The organism is Shewanella sp. DC2-4, assembly GCF_013248875.1.
In the GTDB taxonomy this organism is placed as follows: domain Bacteria; phylum Pseudomonadota; class Gammaproteobacteria; order Enterobacterales; family Shewanellaceae; genus Shewanella; species Shewanella oncorhynchi.
Genome location: NZ_JABRVR010000002.1, coordinates 2,477,505 through 2,496,781 on the forward strand (window position 1 = coordinate 2,477,505; position 19,277 = coordinate 2,496,781).

At 42.7% G+C, this 19,277-nt stretch carries 21 protein-coding genes and 1 riboswitch; of the genes, 7 read left to right on the forward strand and 14 right to left on the reverse strand.

Annotation, left to right across the window (positions count from 1 at the left end; translation table 11 throughout):
* Window positions 1-76: 76 nt before the first annotated feature.
* The 4 genes from HQQ92_RS11675 to HQQ92_RS11690 form a co-directional block, all read right to left on the reverse strand.
* Window positions 77-286 (reverse strand): cold-shock protein, encoded by a 210-nt coding sequence (locus HQQ92_RS11675; RefSeq protein ID WP_011789734.1) that lies wholly within the window; start codon window positions 284-286, stop codon window positions 77-79.
* 307 nt (window positions 287-593) lie between these two features.
* Window positions 594-1,409, reverse strand: coding sequence for a 23S rRNA (guanine(745)-N(1))-methyltransferase (gene rlmA / locus HQQ92_RS11680; protein WP_173245473.1), 816 nt, complete (start codon window positions 1,407-1,409; stop codon window positions 594-596).
* A 40-nt stretch (window positions 1,410-1,449) separates the two neighbouring features.
* On the reverse strand, window positions 1,450-2,298 hold the full coding sequence (locus HQQ92_RS11685) for a hypothetical protein (RefSeq protein ID WP_173245476.1): 849 nt from the start codon (window positions 2,296-2,298) through the stop codon (window positions 1,450-1,452).
* A gap of 290 nt (window positions 2,299-2,588) precedes the next feature.
* Window positions 2,589-2,996, reverse strand: coding sequence for a DUF1398 family protein (locus HQQ92_RS11690; protein WP_173245479.1), 408 nt, complete (start codon window positions 2,994-2,996; stop codon window positions 2,589-2,591).
* A gap of 451 nt (window positions 2,997-3,447) precedes the next feature.
* On the opposite strand from HQQ92_RS11690, the gene HQQ92_RS11695 reads away from it, so the two are divergent.
* On the forward strand, window positions 3,448-4,371 hold the full coding sequence (locus HQQ92_RS11695; RefSeq protein WP_173245482.1) for a hypothetical protein: 924 nt from the start codon (window positions 3,448-3,450) through the stop codon (window positions 4,369-4,371).
* Window positions 4,372-4,544: 173 nt separating this feature from the next.
* Here HQQ92_RS11695 and HQQ92_RS11700 read toward each other — a convergent pair whose 3' ends face one another.
* Entirely contained in the window at window positions 4,545-6,791 is a 2,247-nt protein-coding gene (locus HQQ92_RS11700; protein WP_173245485.1) for a TonB-dependent receptor, read from the reverse strand.
* A 231-nt stretch (window positions 6,792-7,022) separates the two neighbouring features.
* Here HQQ92_RS11700 and HQQ92_RS11705 point away from each other — a divergent pair, with 231 nt between their 5' ends.
* A complete protein-coding gene (locus HQQ92_RS11705) occupies window positions 7,023-7,484 on the forward strand; it encodes a Fur family transcriptional regulator (protein WP_049821724.1) in 462 nt (153 codons plus the stop codon).
* A gap of 335 nt (window positions 7,485-7,819) precedes the next feature.
* On the opposite strand, the gene HQQ92_RS11710 is transcribed toward HQQ92_RS11705, so the two are convergent.
* Window positions 7,820-8,038 (reverse strand): Arm DNA-binding domain-containing protein, encoded by a 219-nt coding sequence (locus HQQ92_RS11710; RefSeq protein WP_173245488.1) that lies wholly within the window; start codon window positions 8,036-8,038, stop codon window positions 7,820-7,822.
* A gap of 956 nt (window positions 8,039-8,994) precedes the next feature.
* A complete protein-coding gene (locus HQQ92_RS11715) occupies window positions 8,995-9,735 on the reverse strand; it encodes a carbonic anhydrase (protein ID WP_173245491.1) in 741 nt (246 codons plus the stop codon).
* A gap of 551 nt (window positions 9,736-10,286) precedes the next feature.
* Window positions 10,287-10,474: riboswitch (yybP-ykoY riboswitch) on the forward strand.
* On the opposite strand from HQQ92_RS11715, the gene HQQ92_RS11720 reads away from it, so the two are divergent.
* The 3 genes from HQQ92_RS11720 to HQQ92_RS11730 all read left to right on the forward strand — a co-directional run bounded on the left by HQQ92_RS11720 (window position 10,470) and on the right by HQQ92_RS11730 (window position 13,572).
* The gene (locus HQQ92_RS11720; protein ID WP_254306325.1) at window positions 10,470-11,123 is read left to right on the forward strand and encodes a sodium:calcium antiporter; all 654 of its coding nucleotides are present in this window, start codon (window positions 10,470-10,472) and stop codon (window positions 11,121-11,123) included. It overlaps the preceding riboswitch by 5 nt.
* A gap of 92 nt (window positions 11,124-11,215) precedes the next feature.
* Window positions 11,216-11,608, forward strand: coding sequence for a diguanylate cyclase domain-containing protein (locus HQQ92_RS11725; RefSeq protein WP_173245497.1), 393 nt, complete (start codon window positions 11,216-11,218; stop codon window positions 11,606-11,608).
* A 242-nt stretch (window positions 11,609-11,850) separates the two neighbouring features.
* The gene (locus tag HQQ92_RS11730; protein WP_131524348.1) at window positions 11,851-13,572 is read left to right on the forward strand and encodes a potassium/proton antiporter; all 1,722 of its coding nucleotides are present in this window, start codon (window positions 11,851-11,853) and stop codon (window positions 13,570-13,572) included.
* Window positions 13,573-13,768: 196 nt separating this feature from the next.
* Here HQQ92_RS11730 and HQQ92_RS11735 read toward each other — a convergent pair whose 3' ends face one another.
* From HQQ92_RS11735 to HQQ92_RS11745, 3 genes are read right to left on the reverse strand one after another with little or no spacing between them, the layout of a single operon-like run.
* On the reverse strand, window positions 13,769-14,128 hold the full coding sequence (locus tag HQQ92_RS11735) for a hypothetical protein (RefSeq protein ID WP_173245500.1): 360 nt from the start codon (window positions 14,126-14,128) through the stop codon (window positions 13,769-13,771).
* Entirely contained in the window at window positions 14,118-14,333 is a 216-nt protein-coding gene (locus HQQ92_RS11740) for a helix-turn-helix transcriptional regulator (RefSeq protein ID WP_168823718.1), read from the reverse strand. The genes HQQ92_RS11735 and HQQ92_RS11740 overlap by 11 nt, the downstream gene beginning before the upstream one ends.
* 54 nt (window positions 14,334-14,387) lie before the next feature.
* The gene (locus HQQ92_RS11745) at window positions 14,388-14,582 is read right to left on the reverse strand and encodes a hypothetical protein (protein WP_242068345.1); all 195 of its coding nucleotides are present in this window, start codon (window positions 14,580-14,582) and stop codon (window positions 14,388-14,390) included.
* 306 nt (window positions 14,583-14,888) lie between these two features.
* On the opposite strand from HQQ92_RS11745, the gene HQQ92_RS11750 reads away from it, so the two are divergent.
* Window positions 14,889-15,104: an AlpA family transcriptional regulator gene (locus HQQ92_RS11750; protein ID WP_173245503.1), complete on the forward strand. Its 216-nt coding sequence runs from the start codon at window positions 14,889-14,891 to the stop codon at window positions 15,102-15,104.
* Between the two features lie 70 nt (window positions 15,105-15,174).
* On the opposite strand, the gene HQQ92_RS11755 is transcribed toward HQQ92_RS11750, so the two are convergent.
* From HQQ92_RS11755 to HQQ92_RS11770, 4 genes are all read right to left on the reverse strand, one after another.
* The gene (locus tag HQQ92_RS11755) at window positions 15,175-15,414 is read right to left on the reverse strand and encodes a hypothetical protein (protein ID WP_173245506.1); all 240 of its coding nucleotides are present in this window, start codon (window positions 15,412-15,414) and stop codon (window positions 15,175-15,177) included.
* 197 nt (window positions 15,415-15,611) lie between these two features.
* Window positions 15,612-16,226 carry a hypothetical protein gene (locus tag HQQ92_RS11760; protein ID WP_173245509.1) on the reverse strand — a complete coding sequence of 205 codons (615 nt, stop codon included), beginning with the start codon at window positions 16,224-16,226 and terminating at the stop codon, window positions 15,612-15,614.
* 227 nt (window positions 16,227-16,453) lie between these two features.
* On the reverse strand, window positions 16,454-16,618 hold the full coding sequence (locus tag HQQ92_RS23735) for a hypothetical protein (RefSeq protein WP_158683102.1): 165 nt from the start codon (window positions 16,616-16,618) through the stop codon (window positions 16,454-16,456).
* 172 nt (window positions 16,619-16,790) lie between these two features.
* Entirely contained in the window at window positions 16,791-17,666 is an 876-nt protein-coding gene (locus tag HQQ92_RS11770) for an integrase family protein (RefSeq protein ID WP_173245512.1), read from the reverse strand.
* Between the two features lie 176 nt (window positions 17,667-17,842).
* Between HQQ92_RS11770 and sbcB the strand changes: the two genes are divergently transcribed.
* Complete coding sequence (gene sbcB / locus HQQ92_RS11775) at window positions 17,843-19,261, forward strand: exodeoxyribonuclease I (protein WP_173245515.1); 1,419 nt, start codon at window positions 17,843-17,845, stop codon at window positions 19,259-19,261.
* The last annotated feature ends 16 nt before the right edge of the window (window positions 19,262-19,277 follow it).

Genomic DNA, 19,277 nt, shown 5'->3' on the forward strand with positions numbered 1-19,277 from the left:
CAAATAAAAAGAGCCACGGAATTAACCACAGCCCTTTAATCCATTGCTATCAGCTCCAGGCTAACAGCACTGAAAATTAACCAATGATAGTTACGTTTTCAGCTTGTGGACCTTTTTGACCTTGAGTCACAGTGAAAGACACTTTTTGGCCTTCATCAAGAGTTTTGAAACCGTCAGAGTTGATCGCACGGAAGTGTACGAATACATCTGGACCAGATTCTTGCTCAATGAATCCGAAACCTTTGTCAGAGTTGAACCACTTAACAACACCAGTAACTTGAGACATAATATAAATCCTGTAAATAAAAAATTAAAGCCTTAACGGCGGGTGGAGCTGGAAAATGCCGGTATTACTTATGTTTACAGGACGAACTGGTCGTATTGAACACATAAATATAAGCCCAACCTTCAAGCTGATAAGACTATAAACCATTCTAAAGATAAGTCAACACACTGCGACACTTTGGATTATTTATTTTGCCTAAATCTACTTTACGGTTTTGCAACCGGCTAGCAGAACACTAGGTTCATGCTGTTTAGCAAGTACAGTTAAGCATTTTAAATAACTTATTTCAATAGCTTAATCTTATCACTTACTTTGAAATCCGATGCACTTCAATTTGAAAATCCAATTCACAGTTCAGTCCTTGCAACGCAAATGCTTGCTTTTGGGCATGAGTAAACTTCCAAGCATAGGGCGTCATTTCTAAAAAATGAGCGATATGTTCACTGTTTGCCAGTTCTAACTGGGAGATTAAGCGCTCCTGATGAAGACACTCAAATCCAGCAATATGCGCTGTGGAAACGGGATGTAATCTTGGCTCAGCATAAATTTGTTGTTTCAACGCAAAATGGTGTAAAGGTCCCGGAGAAACCGTTATCAGTAAGCCTCCATCAGCCATAATTCGTTGTAACTCTTCTACTTTTGAAGGGGCATAAATACGAATGGCAAGATCGACACTTTGGGATGCGATTGGCATTTCATAGGCACTTGCGACACAAAATTGCAAATTAGGGTAACGTTTAGCTGCATATTTAATTGCAGACTTAGAAATATCTATACCTTGTAAATTGCAATCATGGTGCTGGCTCAACACATGGAATAAACGTTGACTGTAGTACCCTTCCCCACAGCCTATATCGAGGATTTGTTTTGCTTCGGCACTAAACTCAAGCGCGAGCTCATTCACTCTATCACTCAAACCTTGATAGTAACCCGCGTTTAAAAATTCACGCCGAGCAAACATCATCTGTTTATTATCACCAGGATCTTTTGAGTTTTTCTTCTGTACAGGTAATAAGTTGACATAGCCTTCTTTGGCCATATCAAACTTATGTTGCTGTGAACAACCCCAAGTTCGCTCCGTTAACGTCAGTGGGGCGGCACACAGGGGACATAAATAATGCATAATGGACTCTTATCATTTAGCTAAATTTGGGTAAAAAAGTTTATGTTTCGTCTTCCATCAATCGGTCTACCATCAGGATCAATTCCGGTGAAGCGAGTAATTCATAACACTCTAATTTTCTTAATAGCTTATCAGTGTTATCGACATCATTAGCAGCGCGGCTGTAGTTTGGTCGCTCAAACATATGGGTATAGGTTCTAAATAACCATTGTTGTTTTTGCAGTAGCAAGGGATCGATCCTTAATACTTCATCAGCAAGGCTGGCATGACATTGACCAAGCTCCCCACGCATAAACGCCTGCAATTCTAATCTAACCTGCTCGATTTCAGTCATGTAAATTGCAAGAGATTCAGATGATGCGGCATAGTCGTAGTGCCTTGCTAACAGTGCTTTAGCAACCATTAACGCTTTGGGCTCATGCAAAACCCGCAAATCCGCTTCTAAGGGTACTAACTCAAACTTTGAATTGGCTTGTAAGGCAAAAGTTAAGTAACTATCTGCACCTATTAAGTCATTATCTGCACCTAAATGACGAGTCGTATCTAAGGTAAAAGATACACCTCGCCTCAATTCAGCCGCACAAAATTTCGCAGCAGTTCCCATCCGTGTATAAAGCCTAAAACCTTGCCCAAGGCTGCGGGTTATTGGTGTATTGAAAGCCTGAGGGCTTTGCGGTAACGATTCGACCTTAAGACCCATAAACGGCTGGAAGCGGATGACTATATTTTGCTGACTTCCGGCTTCAGCGATGACGATAATCTCTAGTAAAGGGGCATTGATCGCCTGCGACACAATAAAATCACTCACATCGTCGGGTAGCCGTAATGTGAGTATTGATGCCTTTGCAACACCAAGCACCATAGGTTCATTTAGAAATTGATGGTACATAAGACATTATTCTCCTATTTAACCGCAATTGTACCGTCCAATACCAATTAAAATCACCCCGTAAACCATTACCATCGCAAGATATGACTTAATCTTCATGATGCCGTAAATCGGCATTCGAGAAATAGTAGTGACATTGCGTGGTAGCATATTTATGCCTCCAGTGATCTATAACGTTAAGCACACAGGAAGATGTAAGTGACGTATACAATGAACTTCACGTAACCATTCACCCAATGTAAAACTCACGATGCACCCTGCCCAGAAAGTGGCGAGCCTAGTCAGCATTGTTAGACAACGCTCGGCTTAGCGCCAGAAAACCATTCGGTATGCTGGTCACCTTGACGGCCAAAATAGGTTACACGTTTACCTCGCAAAAACACGAAATAACCTTGAACTCCTGCATTCATAGCGCGCTGGCAGAAAAGCCGAAATTTTTGCCCATGCTGCTGACTATCCAAGATGGCAGCTCTGAGTTCAATCACATTAAAATTGTCAGCAATTAATGGAAGTCCCTCAAATGATAAAGGTGATTGCACTGTAGAACCTGCTGCGCTATAGAAAGTAAATAACTTCAAGGCATAGTCTACATAGTAATACTCGACACCTTCAGCAATAAGATTGCCGACAATTTGAGGAAATGGTATTAATCCAGACAAGGTTGCTTGTGCAGATTCTAAAATTTTATCCGAGTTCATTGATGTCCTCTCTGGGTCTTGAGTGGTCAATTTATATGTTTAACATCAGCAGTAGAGCCAAAGTGATAGCACTGTAAAAACGTGGAGCATGCGCCAGCGCGGGTTAAACGCTCAAAGCACGTACTCATAAATGATTAACGCAATAAACACGACCTTCAAACTTCCCCAAAATCGTTGCCAGACTACAAACACGTTTATGCATATATAACGTAAAGCCATATTAAAAACACTATGGCCAAACTACATAAGGACTTTAAAATATTCAGCGAGCCACTCGCACCCAGTGCCAACACCGTTGGGCTGTCTAAATTGATTTACAACTCACATAAACCCAAACTAAAAAAATGTATCATTTACGCTTATCATCTGTTTCTTTATCCCGCAAGCCATCTAGGCTACTGCTAAAATAAGCACACCGAATCAATTTCAACCTCTAGCAATGAGTTTATTGATGGATAATTTACAGCGACTGGGCATTATTTTTTGTATTCTTTCCCTGTGGGTCTTGGCAAACATACCCGTCACTTATGCTAATGATCAATTCATTATCAATCAGTCTGAATCCAAGCTTGATCACAGATATCAGTATACTTATGACCTTTTACAATTAGTTATTGATGCAACCAAAGCCGATTTTGGTGAAGCATCACTGCAAGTCTCAGATCTAATAATGAGTCGAAATCGTATCTTCAGAGCATTACAAGAGGGTGAAACCATCAATGTTATTGCAGAAGCCTCTAACCTACAGTGGAATAAACAGCTTATTCCAATAAAAATTCCTATTAGAAAAGGCATTCAGGGATTTAGAATTTTTATTATTAAAAAGGAAAATATACCTAGGTTAGCCCAAATTACCTCGCTAGCGCAGTTAACTGCTCTTGATACTGGTTCAGGTAGCCAATGGTCGACTAAAGTTGCCATGCAACAAGCAGGATTTAAGATTATAGAAAGCAATCAATATGACAGTTTATTTAATATGCTATCAAAAGGACGGTTTATAACATTTGGCCGCGGAGTGAATGAAGTATTTCAAGAGGTTGAGCAGTTTAATCAACAATATCCAGATCTCGTTGTTGATGAAAGCATCATGCTACATATTCCACTAGCGACATATTATTATGTTTCGCCTAACAAACCTCGCTTAGCTCAGCGAATACAAATTGGCCTCCAGAGAATTATCGATAATGGTCAATTTGACCAGTTATTTTATCAACGCCATTGCGATTTTTTGATAAAAAGTAAATTGAATCAACGATTAGTTTTTAAAATTGACAATCCTTTTATATCTGAATCAGAAATGACTTCCATTGTCGGTAAAGATTTCTTACTCAATCCAATGGATGACTTTTCCATATTATGTAAGAAATATCATTGAATAGGCTTCATCAGATAAACGCTTTGGGTCCGTCATGACTTAAAAACATCTCTCGGAAAATGGGATAAAAAACAGCAAGTCGCGGCTTGAATTGAAGGAGGTTAGATTTTTGGCCTTGGGTATCAAGAAATCAAATGAAAACCTTCAAGGCCATTAGCCTTGAAGGAAACTTTTTAGAATTGCACTCTGACACCAATAGCCGCTGAGCGACCTGGCATAGGGGATAAATGCCTTAGGAAACTGTTATGTGGGCGCGCATCTACATCGGTAAGATTATCTAAGCTTAGGTAGAATTGAGTCGGCACTTTCGAAATGACTTGATCTAAAGTGATATTGGCTCCGAGCAAAGCATAAGATTCAGAGGGCCTCTCAAATCTGCTAACGTCACCTTGTGAATGATAGCGAACATAATCGATGGACACTGTAAGCGCATCATACTGCCAATTTAGTGCAGTGCCTGTTTTGGATTGTGGTGTTCGAGGCATTGAAGTGCCTTCTAACCTGCGGCGAAAGTATTCGTCCCGCTCACCAGCGAGAGGTGGGCGAATACTAAAGATATCGTAACTACCATCGTATTGATATCGAGGAGTATTTCTCACTCTGTCAGTAAATGCGCTGAGCTCAAAAACTCCCCACCTTTGCCACGGGAAGGTATAGATAGCTTGTACCTCTAACCCTTGATTGTTTGTATCTGCTTGGCGCCATTCACGAACATAAGTACCATTACGCTCAAGGCCTGTACTACCAAGATAAATAAAATCATTGAATTGATTTTGATACCAACTTGCCATTAGCTGTAAATCGGCGATTTTAGCGGTGGTATTTATTTCAAAGGAGTGATTAATTTCCTTTTTAAGATTTGAGCTGCCCTGTTCTTCAATTAACAGAGCATAGTGTGGGTTACTGGCGTAAAGCTCATTCATTTCAGGAGCACGCTCGGCATGAACGTAATTGACTCGTGTTGACCAATTTTGCAATATGTCCCATTGCAGTGATCCTGAGTAGCTTTGGAGATAAAAATTTCTATCTTTAACATTCGCTCCTGAGCCTCGACCTACCTTGTAACCCTCTGCGTTTACTTGGTGCTTAATCACATCATAACGACCTCCAAACTCAAAAGTAACCGGACCAAAGTGCAGGGTTTGTAGCGTATAGGCTGCATAGTTTTGACTATCGACATCAGGCATGTAATTGTCATAGCCCTCCCCTTTATAGGCTTTAGTGTCGTACTGTAATCCTAAGACACCATCGAAGTTTGATGTCCAACTATGATAGAGCTTAGGGCTAATGACCCAAGAGGTAAGTTCGAATTGGTTGACGGATACCTCTGCCATATGCTCATCATCGACTTGATTCGAATAGGCGCCATCGAGGCTAAATGAGTTTATCCAATTGTCATCCCAGTTTTCGACATACTTCATATCTACGCGATCACCACGGGAGAAAATTCGAATATTACCCCGTTGATCAAAATCCACTGGTGCGCTGCTGCCACGACGCATAAATCCCGGAATACCGCGATGAGTGTCCGTATAACCATAAGCCAAACCCAAAAGACGTTGTTGGCCAGTGTAGCTTCCGCCTGCCGAGAATGATGATGTGTGGTGGCTGCTGTTAAGTACAGTGCCATTACTGTCTATTGAGTAGTCGGTGATAATTTGTTGTTCTAAAGGTGTAGCATCTTCATAGCGTTTTAATTGATTGTTCATCTGCCACACAGGTTGCGCATATTTGATTTGGCATAGATCGGCAAACTGTGCGGCACCTACGACTTTTGACCACGTTTTACAATCGCTGTCTTTAGAATATCCAGGGATATCATAGTCACCACGGTCTTTGTTGATCATATTCAGCGCAAAGTTAAAAGATTCATTCCCTGCGGTAAGTTTTGCCAGTGCGGTACTTGTACTATTGAAGCCAGCTTTCACTTCAGCGCGACTGTTAAACCCATTGATTGGGCTCAATGGAATACGACCATCTTGGAGATCAACAATACCTGCCATCGCTTGCCCACCATAGGCAATAACAGCTGTAGGACCTTTAATGACCAAGATACTGTCAGCAAGAAAGGGCTCGATGGGGATGTATTGATCCTCACTCACCGACGACATATCCTCAACTTGAGTTCCATTGAGCAACATTTTAACCCTGTTTCCACCAAATCCACGGATTTGTGGCCTACCCGATGAGCTACCAAAAAAACCACTGTCTACTCCCGGTAATTTGCTTAAAGTTTCTCCTAAGGTATCGGCTTTACGATTATTTAGTTCATCGCCGCTGAGTTCGATTTTACTGGCTTGTATTCTTTGGCTTAATGGTTTTTCTAAAGCATGCCCAGTGACATTGATACGTTCAATAGGTTCTGCTGAAACAGCTAAAGTGCCAACACCTAATAACAGAAGGTATTTGTGGGAATTCATTTTGTGGGTCGTCTCCATATGATTACTGCTAAAAAAATGATACGTTATAACGTATCATTATGTATCAGTCGAGTTCAATATGAATGAAAGCAAATTAAGTTACTGATTGTAAATGGCAATCAGAACAGCACTCGGTATGGTGACTGATGATTGCTAACAAAGATTGTCATTAGAAGGGGTGGATCAGGTAAACTGTGCAAGTATGATCATTTCAAAAAAATTGGCAGTTCTATGACGGGAAAAAATCTTGATTTACTGCGTGAAGTAGTGAAAAAGTGTGAAGAAAAAGGCATCAATCTTACCAGTAAGCGCAAAAAAGTACTTATCGTATTACAGGAACATGATGTTCCTTTGTCTGCCTATGAAATTGCCGATGTGTTAAAACAAAGTTTGGGCGAGAGTTTACCCATAATGTCTATCTATCGCATGTTGGATTTCTTAGTACAGGAACAATTAGTGCATAAGTTATTAACGGTGAATAAGTATATTGCCTGCCATCATGTATGCGATCATCACATTCACAATCAATTTTTAATTTGTAATACTTGTCAAAAAGTCACGGAGATAGCATTGCCCACTGCTCTTGTTGAACAGTTACAGTTGAATGTTAGCCAAGCAGAATTTACCTTATCGAGCCCACAGCTTGAATTAGCGGGATGGTGTCATGAATGTCAGCAGCAACATAATAGTTAAGTTATGTACATTAACTAATTTGGAACGCTATTTATCATGGTTGCTGAACTTATCCCATACTCACAGTAACGCTATAAATCCCCCAGCCTCCGACATTCTGGTCGATAATGTCCGTCTAAAATCGTGGATATGCCAGTCTTGGTTTAATATCGCGGACCAGCTCATTAATGAAAGCAACATTACCCGGTCGCTTGCCGTGGGAAAGCGCCATGGCGAGTGATATAAGTTCCACTGTTCTTATAATATCTCGAGTAAAGCGGAACTGATCGGCCTTCGAATGTGTTAAGCGGTTTCCAAAACGCATAGGGTTCTATAATATTTACCCATGAATTTAGTCACACAGGGACCAGCTTACGTGCGTCAGCAAGTCCTAAATCCGGGTAGAGACCAAAGGTTAAACACCCTGATGGATTATCAATCCTAAATCGATACTGCCATGTTATAGTCCCTGCAGGGGTAATACGAACGCTTAAGCCGTTGCGGTCAGCAAGCTCTGGTTTCTCTAAATATGGTTTGCCGTTTATTGCACGTAACCAATTGTCAGATAAAGACATTTTAATTACCCTGTGTACATGTGATTTTAGCTAATCTGACGCAGAACCCAATATATACAGATTATGTACTCACATCGAAGAGCTGCATACTAAATTGATGTGAATGACAACGAATCCAATTAAAGCAATTTAACTATTGATAACATGAAGTTACATGCTTTATAGAACGAAAATAAATAAAGATGAAAGACGATAAAGCAGGGTCAATATTTTAGCACGACTACGGAAACATGTAATATTAACCATTGATTTATAATAAATATATGTACAAACTTCGTTTAAGAACCTTCCAATATCACAGCTGCTAAACAACAAAATCACTTCTAAATTCGATACTATTTTTTAATTGCAAAAAAATGTTGTCTAATTATGTTTATCTATTAAAAAGTGGTGTGTATGACAAGTGCTTAAGAACTTCCGGCTCAATACTTCTGATTACTTTAGCAGAGTGTTCTAATTCTAAATTAAGCTCAGACCAACCATCAGTGCTCATAAACTCTGCCAGTAGATAACAAATCCTAGGTGTAACGGCTCACAATCGAAATTCCTTGTGCTCGCAATTAGCGCAATCTTCGGCTCAGATTAAGTGACAATAAAATCTTACTGAGCTCACATTAAGTGATAGACAGATGACGGTCAGCTTTATTGGTAGTGCTTAATTTCAATGCAGTGTTCAGTTTACAATAGTGTTCTGTCGCGCAGAGTTTGCGTCAGCAAGGCGAGCTCCTGATCTTTGCTTCAAACCCGAGCATAACCGTAAAAGGCCATTGTTATTAAAAATGTCTCGTTAGGCTTTAGATGAGGAAAACATAACATCCAAATGAGACAGAAAAACCGTCTCATTTGGATGTATGCTTTAGGTATACTCAAAACATACATTAGCATCAGAGATAAAATTTAATAATCTCTTAGTAGAGTGCGAGGCTGACTTTTTGGGCTACGGACTTCTGTTGCAGTTATACCTCGAAAAACTCAATCTTACCGCCAGTAAGGTGATACATACTACCAACGATTTTAATTTTATTCTGGTCTTCCAGCTGTTTCAGTACCGGGCTGTTTTTGCGGATATTCTCGATAGCCAGTTCAACATTTTTCCTTGCCACAGCATCGACAAAATCGTAATTACTCCCTTTACGCTCTCCGGTGTACTCTGTTTTTTCAATAGCAGGTTTAATTTCATTCAGCAGGCCCGTCAGGTTGCCTAGTTCTGCATTATCAATAGCGCCACGTATCGCACCACAGCGGGTATGCCCCATAACCAGCACCAATTTCGCACCAGCAAGAGCACAGGCGAATTCCATACTGCCCAATATATCGCGATTACTGATATTACCCGCAACACGGGAATTGAACGTTTCGCCGATCCCCGCATCCAGCACAATTTCCGCTGGCGCACGTGAGTCAATGCAGCTAAGGATCACTGCAGCAGGATACTGACCCGTGATACTGTTGCGTTTCTGCGCTAAATAATCATGTTTCGCCGTGCGATTCTCCCGGAAGCGCAGATTACCCTGCTTAAAATGTTCAATCACAGCATCAGGTGTCATGCCATCACGTTCATCTTTACTGAGGGATGCCGCAAAAGAAATAGAGGGCACCGATAAAGCCGCCAGCCCAGTTACCGAAAGGGCCGAAACAGCAAGTGTTTGTTTCAGGATTGTCCGGCGTGAGGGTTGAGCCGGTTGGTTATTTTTCATAATGTTCTGCAGTCCAGTTTGTTGAGTTAACAAAGGTTGTTGCGATAGTACTGTTAAACAAATCACAGCTTCAACCTAATGATAGTGGAGACCCAGTCAACGAGATTAAATACGGGCGGCAGGGTTACAGGTATGGCGTTTTTCATTTGCAGTTATTGTGAGCCAGAAGCAATGGATAGCTAGCCCGAGGGATTTCGATTGCGAGCCGCCACACCTAGGTTCTTCCACTGATGCCTGTAACATTCCTGATAAACGAAATATTCCAAAATTTGTATGAATACGATTATCGAAAATTTCTTCATATGCTGCCTATAATTTCGCAGCTCAACTACCATAAGTCTAACAAAGCTAAGAGAAAGGGCTCATAAAGCAAAGATCAAAGGATCACAAAATAGATCTGTCAAAGTTGTTGTTTCCCGCATACCTACTATTTTCAACTTCTGAGCAGAAAAACAAAATAACAACGCAAAATCAATATAATACACAGAGCTTGAAATTATGAGCACACTAAAACCTAATGGCGACATTTACCTGCAAGAACGGTAAAATGCCCCATTGTCATTGGGGAGTAGTCATCCTTAGCCTCCCACTAAGGAGTCCACGTCAACAAAATTGAGGTCTAACACCTCATGGCGTGGTCAGCCTCTGCGAATGCGGAGAGCCAGGCGAGACCTTTGGCCGCAATACGCTTTCCCAGCCGGGCGAGCAGTCATGTACGTGCCGATCACGCCCGTATGAGTCACGACCAGCTCGCCTTTCTCGCAGTGTTTGTAGTGAAAGTGGCACTTGGCCTAATCGCCTTTGCCATCAAGCCGTGGCTGGGTGTCTTGTTTCTCGTAGCCTACGCAATCTATGTCTGGCGCGAAATTCAGGAGAGCGACACAGCGCCTGAAGAAGAGATTGAACCTCTCAAAATTCAGCCTTCCGTGACGGAGCCATCGTTAAAATGGGCGGCGCTGCAAGCCGTGTTGTCCCTGATAGTCATAGGCATTGCATCCCATATATTCGTAGGTCAACTTGAGGCCATTGGTACAGCGCTACAATGGTCACCACACTTGGTAGCATTGCTGCTGAGTCCGGTGGCGACGGAGCTGCCCGAGATGATGAACACACTTATATGGATACGGCAAGGAAAGGAACGCTTGGCATTGGCCAATATTTCTGGTGCCATGATGATTCAGGCAACGATTCCCAGTGCGTTGGGTATCTTCTTTACGCCATGGCTTTTTGATGGCCCACTGATGGCGGCAGGAGTCATTACTGCTTTGGCTATTATTTTTCTGTGGCAGCTATTTCGACGAGGCGTTGTCGATGCGCGTGCATTGGTCGCAGTAAGCTCATTGTACGGCGTATTTGCCTTGCTGATTGCGTTCTACTTCCCTCTCTAAGGAGCAAAGTGTCAGAGAACGCCGTGTGGTACGGCGTTCCTATTTGGCTAAATTTGCCCAACGCGCCAAGAGTGTAATGTTAAATTTTGTAAATGTTGCAAAAAATTGATTTAAATGAATTAAACTTTTCAGCGATCCTTGTGACCATCAGTAGTGATGATCAATGTATATGTCTCGTCACAAAAGCACTACGCACAGCGATACACCGCCCGAACGATTTGGTTGCGCACTATGGTGGTGAGAAATTTATTTGTCTATTACCGGATACTCAGCATTTAGGCGCGATGAACATACCTCATCGTCAACGCAGTGCTCGCTTTACATTTACTCTAGTTTCCAAGCGGTCACCATTAACTGGCGTTGCGAGTATTCAACCTCATCGGCATTTGAAATGGCAAACGCTTATTGAATCCGCAGATAAGCAATCATACTTAGCTAAAAAGCATGGACGTAATCAAGTCAGCAGGGCCAGCTTGCTACGGTAAACACCATTATTGAGTGCCAATCGTAAATTTTGATTTTTTGAAATTATCAAAATTGAAATGTGAAGTGGGTCGCGTAGCATTTGGATAAATGGAATCATTGACTACAAGACCAAAATGCATCACGCATTTGACGATTTCTAACTGACAATTAGGCTTAGTGAAGTATCTTTTTAGAGCTGGCGCAGTCATTGAAAGCTCTGTAATGGTTTAATTTCCCTACATTAATTAAAGAGAAACTATTTATGTTTGTGATCGATCAAATTATTCTCCTCGCCGCGATTTTGATTATTCTTGGTATTTTATCCAGTAAATTGTCTGCGAGATTGGGTTTACCCGTACTGGTGCTCTTTCTCATGGTGGGCATGTTAGCTGGTGAGGATGGCCCTGGAGGTATTGTTTTTGATAATGCACAAATTGCTCACGCGCTTGGGTCTTTAGCTTTAGCCATTATTTTGTTTGATGGTGGTTTGCAAACACCCATCGCGTCGATTAAGCAAGTGTGGAAGCCTGCTTCTGTGTTGGCGACTTTAGGCGTATTGGTGACTGCCATGATCACTGGTGCTGCAGCTGCTTATATTCTAGATGTTTCCTTACTTTACGGTTTACTGATTGGTGCCATTGTTGGTTCAACCGATGCCGCCGCCGTTTTCTCATTACTGCGTAATGCAGGTATTCATATCAACCCACGCCTTAAAGCCACATTAGAAATTGAAAGTGCGACTAACGATCCTATGGCAATTTTTTTAACAGTTGGCTTATTGGAGGTCATGGTCAAAGGGCTTGAACCAGGGACTGGATTATTGATGCTGTTTATCCAGCAAATGGGTATCGGCTCCGCAGTGGGTTTAGCGGCAGGCTGGTTATCAGTACGTATTATTAATCGTATCCATCTGACGACCTCTGGATTATATCCTGTGATGGTCGCGGCATTTGGTTTACTGTCCTTTGGCGTAGCAGCTAATCTTGGCGGCAGCGGCTTTTTAGCTATTTTTATCGCTGGTGTGGTGATAGGGAATAGTCGTTTTGTTTTTCAGCGCAGTACCTTTTTATTTCACGATGGTTTGGCATGGTTAGGCCAGATTGTTATGTTTGTGTTTTTAGGCTTGCTGATTAATCCTTCGTCTTTGCTGGATGTCTGGCAGGAAGGACTGATGATTGCAATCGTCCTGACCTTAATCGCACGCCCCTTGTCGGTAATCCCTGTACTGAAGATTTTTGGCTTTAATGCGCGTGAAATTACCCTAGTATCCTGGGTTGGGTTACGTGGTTCGGTGCCTATTATTCTGGCTATATATCCGCTGATTTATGGTCTGCCTGGTGCCAGTCTTATTTTTAGCGTGGTGTTTTTCGTCGTGTTAATTTCAGCGACAATACAGGGGTCAACATTACCCTGGGTTGCACGCGCTTTAGGACTCACGGAACCGCCTCCTGCGACACCTGCAGCGACACTGGAAATTACTGCTTTAGGCGATGTGGATGCTGACATTGTCGAGTATCAATTGGGCGATACCTCACGCGCTTCTGGTCGCCGTTTATCCCAAATGGCTTTACCTGACGGTACAGTAGTAGCGATGATAACCAGAGGAAACAATGTAATTCCACCTAGGGGATCAACCTTCCTGTATGCTGGCGATCATTTATTTATTGTGATGAAACCCGATGTGCGTGAGTTTGTTGATCTGGTTTGCTCTGGTGTTGCAGAAGCCAATCATTATGAATTACCTACGGGTGAATTGAAGTTGAAAGGCTACACCAAAGTAGCAGATTTAAAGCACTCCTACGGTATTGAACTCTCTGCTAATGATAATTTGTCATTAGATGAAGTGCTACGTCAGAGCTTGACTGACGAGCCGACCTTGGGTGCAAGTAAAGATTTTGGTGAAGTAATATTGCATGTTCGTGAGATGGTGGGTTCGAGGATTGCGACAGTGGGTATCGTACCGAACTCAGCCAATGAAAACTGATACCAAAACAATAATTTGTAAAAGCATAGTTTCATTGTGGTCAATATAGAGATCACACCTAAGCTCAGCGCATCATTTGATGGCTAATGATTTCGCATAGGTATCTGTCCGAACCTTTGATAAAATCCTGTCAACGGGTGAGCAGTCTTGGTGGACAACCGGCTAACCCGCCAGCCCTCTTAAGAGGGCGCTACTTCTAATTAATCCTATCTAGCAGTGCCATTTCGGCTTTTCTTAGCCAGAAGATGTAGGACTTTTTACTGTCAAATCCCATTAAGGCCCACTGCTCTTTACACAAGTAATGGGCGCGGATGGCACGTTTGCAGTTAATGGATAACTGCTCAACGAGGTGGTCATAGTGTGCGACATGGGCAGGCACGTTGAGTTCATGCTTTAAGTTGCCACCGCCCAAGGCTTCGCCTAAACGGTCGCAGGCGTAGCGGTTTGAAAAACCCTTGCCCAATTCTTGGTACACCCAATAACAGCCCCAGCGATATAACCCTAACCGTAACGCCTTAATGTTCATCCTCTGCTCGGGTTCATCGCTAAAGGCCATTAGCCACCTCATTTATCTTCTTAACCGAAAGCTTAAACACATCAATGCATATCGATGTCACATCGTCATAGGGCGCATTAGTGCGGCCATTTTCCCAACGTTGATAAGTGCTGCGACTGATGCCGTAAATCTCAGCCACTTCGTCTTGGGTCATGCCCCGTAAACGGCGCCCTACTTTCAGTAAATCCGCGGCGCGACTAGCCATAAATCCTCCTGCGTGAAGTCCATAACCCAGTTGTGCTATTTGTTATTGTCATTGTCATAACCATCCCACTAACATTGGCTCGTCCGTCTCAGTGGTCGATTGGCGCATAATCTCGGGCGCCACATCATCAAACCCCAGTGTAATTAAGTGTGTGTGGGAGGTAAATGCCTTAAACCGAATCGTTTCACTCCAATATTGCGCAGTGCGAATGCTCACCGGCCCTACATCGTAAGGGAATAAAACGCTCATACGACGGACATTGAAGCGGTGATCTGCATCGGCGAGGCGTTTTATTGCAACGCGGCGGGCTATTCACAAAAGCAAGCTGACATTGCGCAGCACAATGCTAAGGCCGAAGCCTTTAAACAGCGACTGTTATCACTGCGCCCTGCTCTCACCTTCACGGCGTTTAACAGCACCAAGGAGAAATCGGCATGAAGCAATCTGCAGTCATCAAAGACGCTTTACGCCAGTGTTATACCCTGCCCGCAAACAAGTCGGCAGCTGCCAACAATTTTTAAAACGACTCGCCGAGGAATTGGCAAAGGAAGGTAAATGATGATTTCGACCCAACCGACCGTGGATCAGCAAATGCAAGTGCCGCTCTTTCTTACCACTAAGGAAGTCATGACACGCTACCGGATTAGCTCATCAGCAACGCTTTGGAAGTGGCGAAGAAACGACGGTTTCCCTGCTCCTATCCATAATGGCCGCCATTACTTAAAAGCGTCGCTCGATAAGTGGGATGAAAAACAGCAAGTAGCTGCTTGAATTAATTTTTAAGCCTTAAGATAAAGCCCCATTTTTGGGGCTTTATTTTTAGACCTTTATCGATTGACTATTAGGCCATAAACTCATCGCCTTCGACATTACAGCCTTTACTACCGCAGTTAGTGCCTACTGCTACAGCATCAGCGATGATAGCGGCGAGTCCTGTGCCGACCAGTACTATTTGGGCAATTAACAAGACACCATCGGTTGATATCCATGCGACGACTGTCGCGATGAATGATACCACCGCGACTATGGCTCCAAACCAGCTTAGGCCACTGACGTTTCTAACAAAGCTATACATCGTCATTGATAACATAGCGTTTTAATGAGCTGAAAAACTGCATCTAGCAGCCCCTAAAAGAAGGCTGTAGCGATCAGTTCATCATTTTTAAGGTTAGTTCAAATGTGACTTTTAACAAAGGCTCACTTCGCTGGATGTTCAACAACAATCGCGTTAGTGGCAATAGTGAACTGATTGAATCATTCATGCGATATTTTGATGTTTTACCGTCCCATTCTATCGGGCTGCAGCCGAGACGTTATGTACTCTAAACCTGCTTGATAGCCTGCGGTTTCTGTTGTGTCACCGTTTTTGGCGACTAAATAAGTGGCTTTAAACATCATCAGCTTACAGACGGTTAGATAATAAAAATCATCGTCTTGCTTGAAAGCACAAAACTTTTTCCACGGTATGGTGATGGATTTACCGCTAGGGGGCACAAACGTTAGCGTCGAGGCTGTGGCGGTCACTGTATGGCACCCTTCTAGGCTCGCAAGGCTCTGTAAGGTTGTGTTTTCAATCGTTCGATCCAGAGTGGTTATCTTGCCTGCAAATTTGTTAGCTTGATTTTCGGCGATGTTTTTTAATACTAATTGCCACACAATAAGGTAAGCAATTGCACATATTGCGATTGCGATATATGTCTCTGGGGTGTGACTTTCTGCGAAAAAATAAAACAATAGCAACGGGGATAATAACGGGATCCATAGGAGTAATGCACGCACGATAAAGGCATGCATCCGCTTAGCTAATCGCGCATGGTTTGCAATGCGTGCTGAATCTATTCTTTCCGCGATTGTGATTAATTGTTCCCGCGTGATTAAAAATTTTAGTTCCATGACGTCCTTGCTTAACGTTAATCCGAACACTGTGCCAAGTGTATGATTAATTGAGTTGAAATGACTAAACCATAAATAAAGCTGATATTGAATAGATAACAGTTTACCTTGTGCCGAATTGAGCTCCAATGCACCTAATTACAAAGAGGTGTTTCTGCTGCACTGCAACGCAACTGATTTACATACTGAATAAGCTCACCATTTTCTGCTGTCAGCGACAAACATGCCTAACCCCTTCTTTCTAACACGACTATTTTGCTATCACCCAGAGCTTCCAATCTCAGCTTATTTGTCCATTTTTCATAGGCCTCAGCTTGATCATCTAACCAATCATGTTTGTTGTACACCGCCATCACCCCGCCTAATAGATAGCCTAACATCTTCTCTGTCACCTGGGGCAACACCCCAGCTTCTAACATTCTGGTCGATAATGTGCGTCTAAAATCCTGAATACGTCAGTCAGGGATTTCTAGTCTTAGTTTGATCTCGCGGATCAGCTTATTTTCTGAAGCGATGTTGCCTGGGCGCTTAAGATCGTTTGCTGCGGGAAAACTCCATAGTGAGTTATAGAGGTTCCACTGTTCTTGCAATATGTTCGAGTAAGGCGGGACTGATTGGCCTTCGGATTGGCAAATTAGTTTTGCTATTATTTATCGGGAAGGTCCAGACCATCGACTCAAGATCAAAATCAGCCCGTTTGGATTTTAATATTTCTGATATCCGCGCCCCTGTTAGTAAACATGCCTTGATGGCATTGGTTACGGCTTTGGTCGCGCGGCATTTATCAAGCTCACGGATGATTTTGCCACACTCTAGAATGGTGAGTACTCGCGAACCGACTTCGGGCGCAGAACCCACATCACTGACTCGTAATTGAAGGACATCAACAAGCGATATCATTTGCCGGCGAACGGACCAGCTAAGTACCGTCTTTAACTGTTTGAGTATCGCACCTGCGGTGACTCGACTATGAATTGCCTTTTTATCGAAAAAATCTATCCACTCGCCGAGTGTGATACTTTCGACTTTACGATCAGCAAAGGCATCATAGAGATGTGCTCTAAAGCAGGATTGGTACGTAGCAACAGTGCCCGGCTTAAGTGCTGCACTTCGCGCCGATAAAAACTGTTCACAGCAATCCCTCAGTGTTGTCTGGCCCACAAATGTGTTGCACTGTTTCCAAAACACACGTGGATCTATATTATTTGCCACTGAGTTCCGTAACTCAGAGATCAGTTTCCTTGCGTCAGCTAGTTTCAAATCAGGATAACGACCAAGGGTTAAGCGTCCATGTTGATTATCAATCCTAAGTCGATACTGCCATGTTATAGTCCCTGCAGGGGTAATACGAGCGCTTAAGCCGTCGCGGTCTGCAAGCTCTGGTTTCCCTAAATATGGTTTGCCGTTTATTGCACGTAACCAATTGTCAGATAAAGACATTTTAATTACCCTGTGTACATGTGATTTTAGCTAATCTGACGCAGAACCCAATATATACAGATTATGTACTCACATCGAAGAGCTGCATACTAAATTGATGTGAATGACAACGAATCCAATTAAAGCAATTTAACTACTGATAACATGAAGTTACATGCTTTAGAGAACGAAAATAAATGAAGATGAAAGACGATAAAGCAGGGTCGATTTTTTGGCACGACTACGAAACATTTGGAGCGAACCCAGCGAAAGACAGACCCTCGCAATTTGCTGGCATTCGCACGGATTTAGATCTCAATATCATCGGCGAGCCTGAGACATTCTATTGTAAGCAAGCCACTGATTATTTGCCGTCTCCGGAAGCAATATTAATCACAGGGATCACTCCACAATTAGCTAATTTAAAAGGCATCCCTGAAACTGAGTTTATGGGACGAATTCAAGCGCAATTTAGCCAACCAAACACTTGTGTTGCAGGTTATAACTCACTGCGTTTTGACGATGAAGTGACCCGTTATGGCTTTTATCGGAACTTTATCGATCCCTATGCCCGTGAATGGCAAAATGGCAACTCTCGTTGGGATATCATTGATTTAGTGCGCGCTTGTTACGCATTTAGGCCCGAAGGCATTAACTGGCCGACAAAGGAAGATGGCTCTCCGAGTTTTAAGCTAGAACATCTGACCCAAGCGAATGGTTTAAGCCATGAGAAAGCCCATGATGCTATGTCTGATGTGTATGCGACCATCGCCATGGCAAAACTCATTCGCGAGAAACAGCCTAAGTTATATCAGTACTATTTTGACCTGCGCCGTAAGCAAGCGGTTAGCGATCAAATCGATGTGCTCAATATGCAGCCTTTGGTTCACGTGAGCTCTAAAATTAGTGCGCGCAATGGTTGTGCAACGTTGATCTCACCCGTAGCGCACCATCCTACTAACAAAAATGCCGTTATTTGCGTTAATTTAGCCATGGATTTAACGCCGCTATTCGAGCTAGATGTCGAGCAAATTAAAACGCGCATGTATACGCCAAGGGCTGATCTTGCCGAAGATGAATTACCTATCGCAGTAAAACAAATTCATCTTAATAAGTGCCCTTTTATCACCTCGGCAAAAATCCTTAGTGATGAGCATGCCGCTCGTTTAGGCATAGATAAAGAATTTGCCAGAGAGCAGTATAAACGCCTAAAACGTCACCCAGAATTACGCGAAAAACTGGCGCTATTATTTGAGCATGATGACAGCAGAGTAACCACAGATCCCGATTTGATGCTGTATTCTGGTGGGTTCTTTAGCCAAGCTGATAAAGCAAAAATGGAAATCATCCGTCATACCCTACCGCAAAATCTAGCGGCGTTAGATTTGCAGTTTGATGATCCGCGTATTCCTGAGATGCTGTTTCGTTACCGCGCCCGTAATTACCCTGAACTACTCGATGATACAGAGTCGCAGCGCTGGCGTGAATTCTGTCAAAGTCGCTTAGCCGATCAAGACTACGTACTTAAATTAGAAAATTTGCTACAAGAAACACAAGCGGATGAGACTAAGCAAAAGCTACTTGCTGCCCTTTGTCATTATTTGCGTGAACTTTAAGTTGTGTAAATTCAAG

What these genes read in the sequence shown, in the direction of transcription:
- HQQ92_RS11675 (WP_011789734.1), bottom strand. Translation starts at nt 286, where the DNA reads ATGTCTCAAGTTACTGGTGTTGTTAAGTGGTTCAACTCTGACAAAGGT.
- rlmA (WP_173245473.1), bottom strand. Translation starts at nt 1,409, where the DNA reads ATGCATTATTTATGTCCCCTGTGTGCCGCCCCACTGACGTTAACGGAG.
- HQQ92_RS11685 (WP_173245476.1), bottom strand. Translation starts at nt 2,298, where the DNA reads ATGTACCATCAATTTCTAAATGAACCTATGGTGCTTGGTGTTGCAAAG.
- HQQ92_RS11690 (WP_173245479.1), bottom strand. Translation starts at nt 2,996, where the DNA reads ATGAACTCGGATAAAATTTTAGAATCTGCACAAGCAACCTTGTCTGGA.
- HQQ92_RS11695 (WP_173245482.1), top strand. Translation starts at nt 3,448, where the DNA reads ATGGATAATTTACAGCGACTGGGCATTATTTTTTGTATTCTTTCCCTG.
- HQQ92_RS11700 (WP_173245485.1), bottom strand. Translation starts at nt 6,791, where the DNA reads ATGAATTCCCACAAATACCTTCTGTTATTAGGTGTTGGCACTTTAGCT.
- HQQ92_RS11705 (WP_049821724.1), top strand. Translation starts at nt 7,023, where the DNA reads ATGACGGGAAAAAATCTTGATTTACTGCGTGAAGTAGTGAAAAAGTGT.
- HQQ92_RS11710 (WP_173245488.1), bottom strand. Translation starts at nt 8,038, where the DNA reads ATGTCTTTATCTGACAATTGGTTACGTGCAATAAACGGCAAACCATAT.
- HQQ92_RS11715 (WP_173245491.1), bottom strand. Translation starts at nt 9,735, where the DNA reads ATGAAAAATAACCAACCGGCTCAACCCTCACGCCGGACAATCCTGAAA.
- HQQ92_RS11720 (WP_254306325.1), top strand. Translation starts at nt 10,470, where the DNA reads ATGAGTCACGACCAGCTCGCCTTTCTCGCAGTGTTTGTAGTGAAAGTG.
- HQQ92_RS11725 (WP_173245497.1), top strand. Translation starts at nt 11,216, where the DNA reads ATGTTGCAAAAAATTGATTTAAATGAATTAAACTTTTCAGCGATCCTT.
- HQQ92_RS11730 (WP_131524348.1), top strand. Translation starts at nt 11,851, where the DNA reads ATGTTTGTGATCGATCAAATTATTCTCCTCGCCGCGATTTTGATTATT.
- HQQ92_RS11735 (WP_173245500.1), bottom strand. Translation starts at nt 14,128, where the DNA reads ATGGCCTTTAGCGATGAACCCGAGCAGAGGATGAACATTAAGGCGTTA.
- HQQ92_RS11740 (WP_168823718.1), bottom strand. Translation starts at nt 14,333, where the DNA reads ATGGCTAGTCGCGCCGCGGATTTACTGAAAGTAGGGCGCCGTTTACGG.
- HQQ92_RS11745 (WP_242068345.1), bottom strand. Translation starts at nt 14,582, where the DNA reads ATGAGCGTTTTATTCCCTTACGATGTAGGGCCGGTGAGCATTCGCACT.
- HQQ92_RS11750 (WP_173245503.1), top strand. Translation starts at nt 14,889, where the DNA reads ATGATGATTTCGACCCAACCGACCGTGGATCAGCAAATGCAAGTGCCG.
- HQQ92_RS11755 (WP_173245506.1), bottom strand. Translation starts at nt 15,414, where the DNA reads ATGACGATGTATAGCTTTGTTAGAAACGTCAGTGGCCTAAGCTGGTTT.
- HQQ92_RS11760 (WP_173245509.1), bottom strand. Translation starts at nt 16,226, where the DNA reads ATGGAACTAAAATTTTTAATCACGCGGGAACAATTAATCACAATCGCG.
- HQQ92_RS11770 (WP_173245512.1), bottom strand. Translation starts at nt 17,666, where the DNA reads ATGTCTTTATCTGACAATTGGTTACGTGCAATAAACGGCAAACCATAT.
- sbcB (WP_173245515.1), top strand. Translation starts at nt 17,843, where the DNA reads ATGAAGATGAAAGACGATAAAGCAGGGTCGATTTTTTGGCACGACTAC.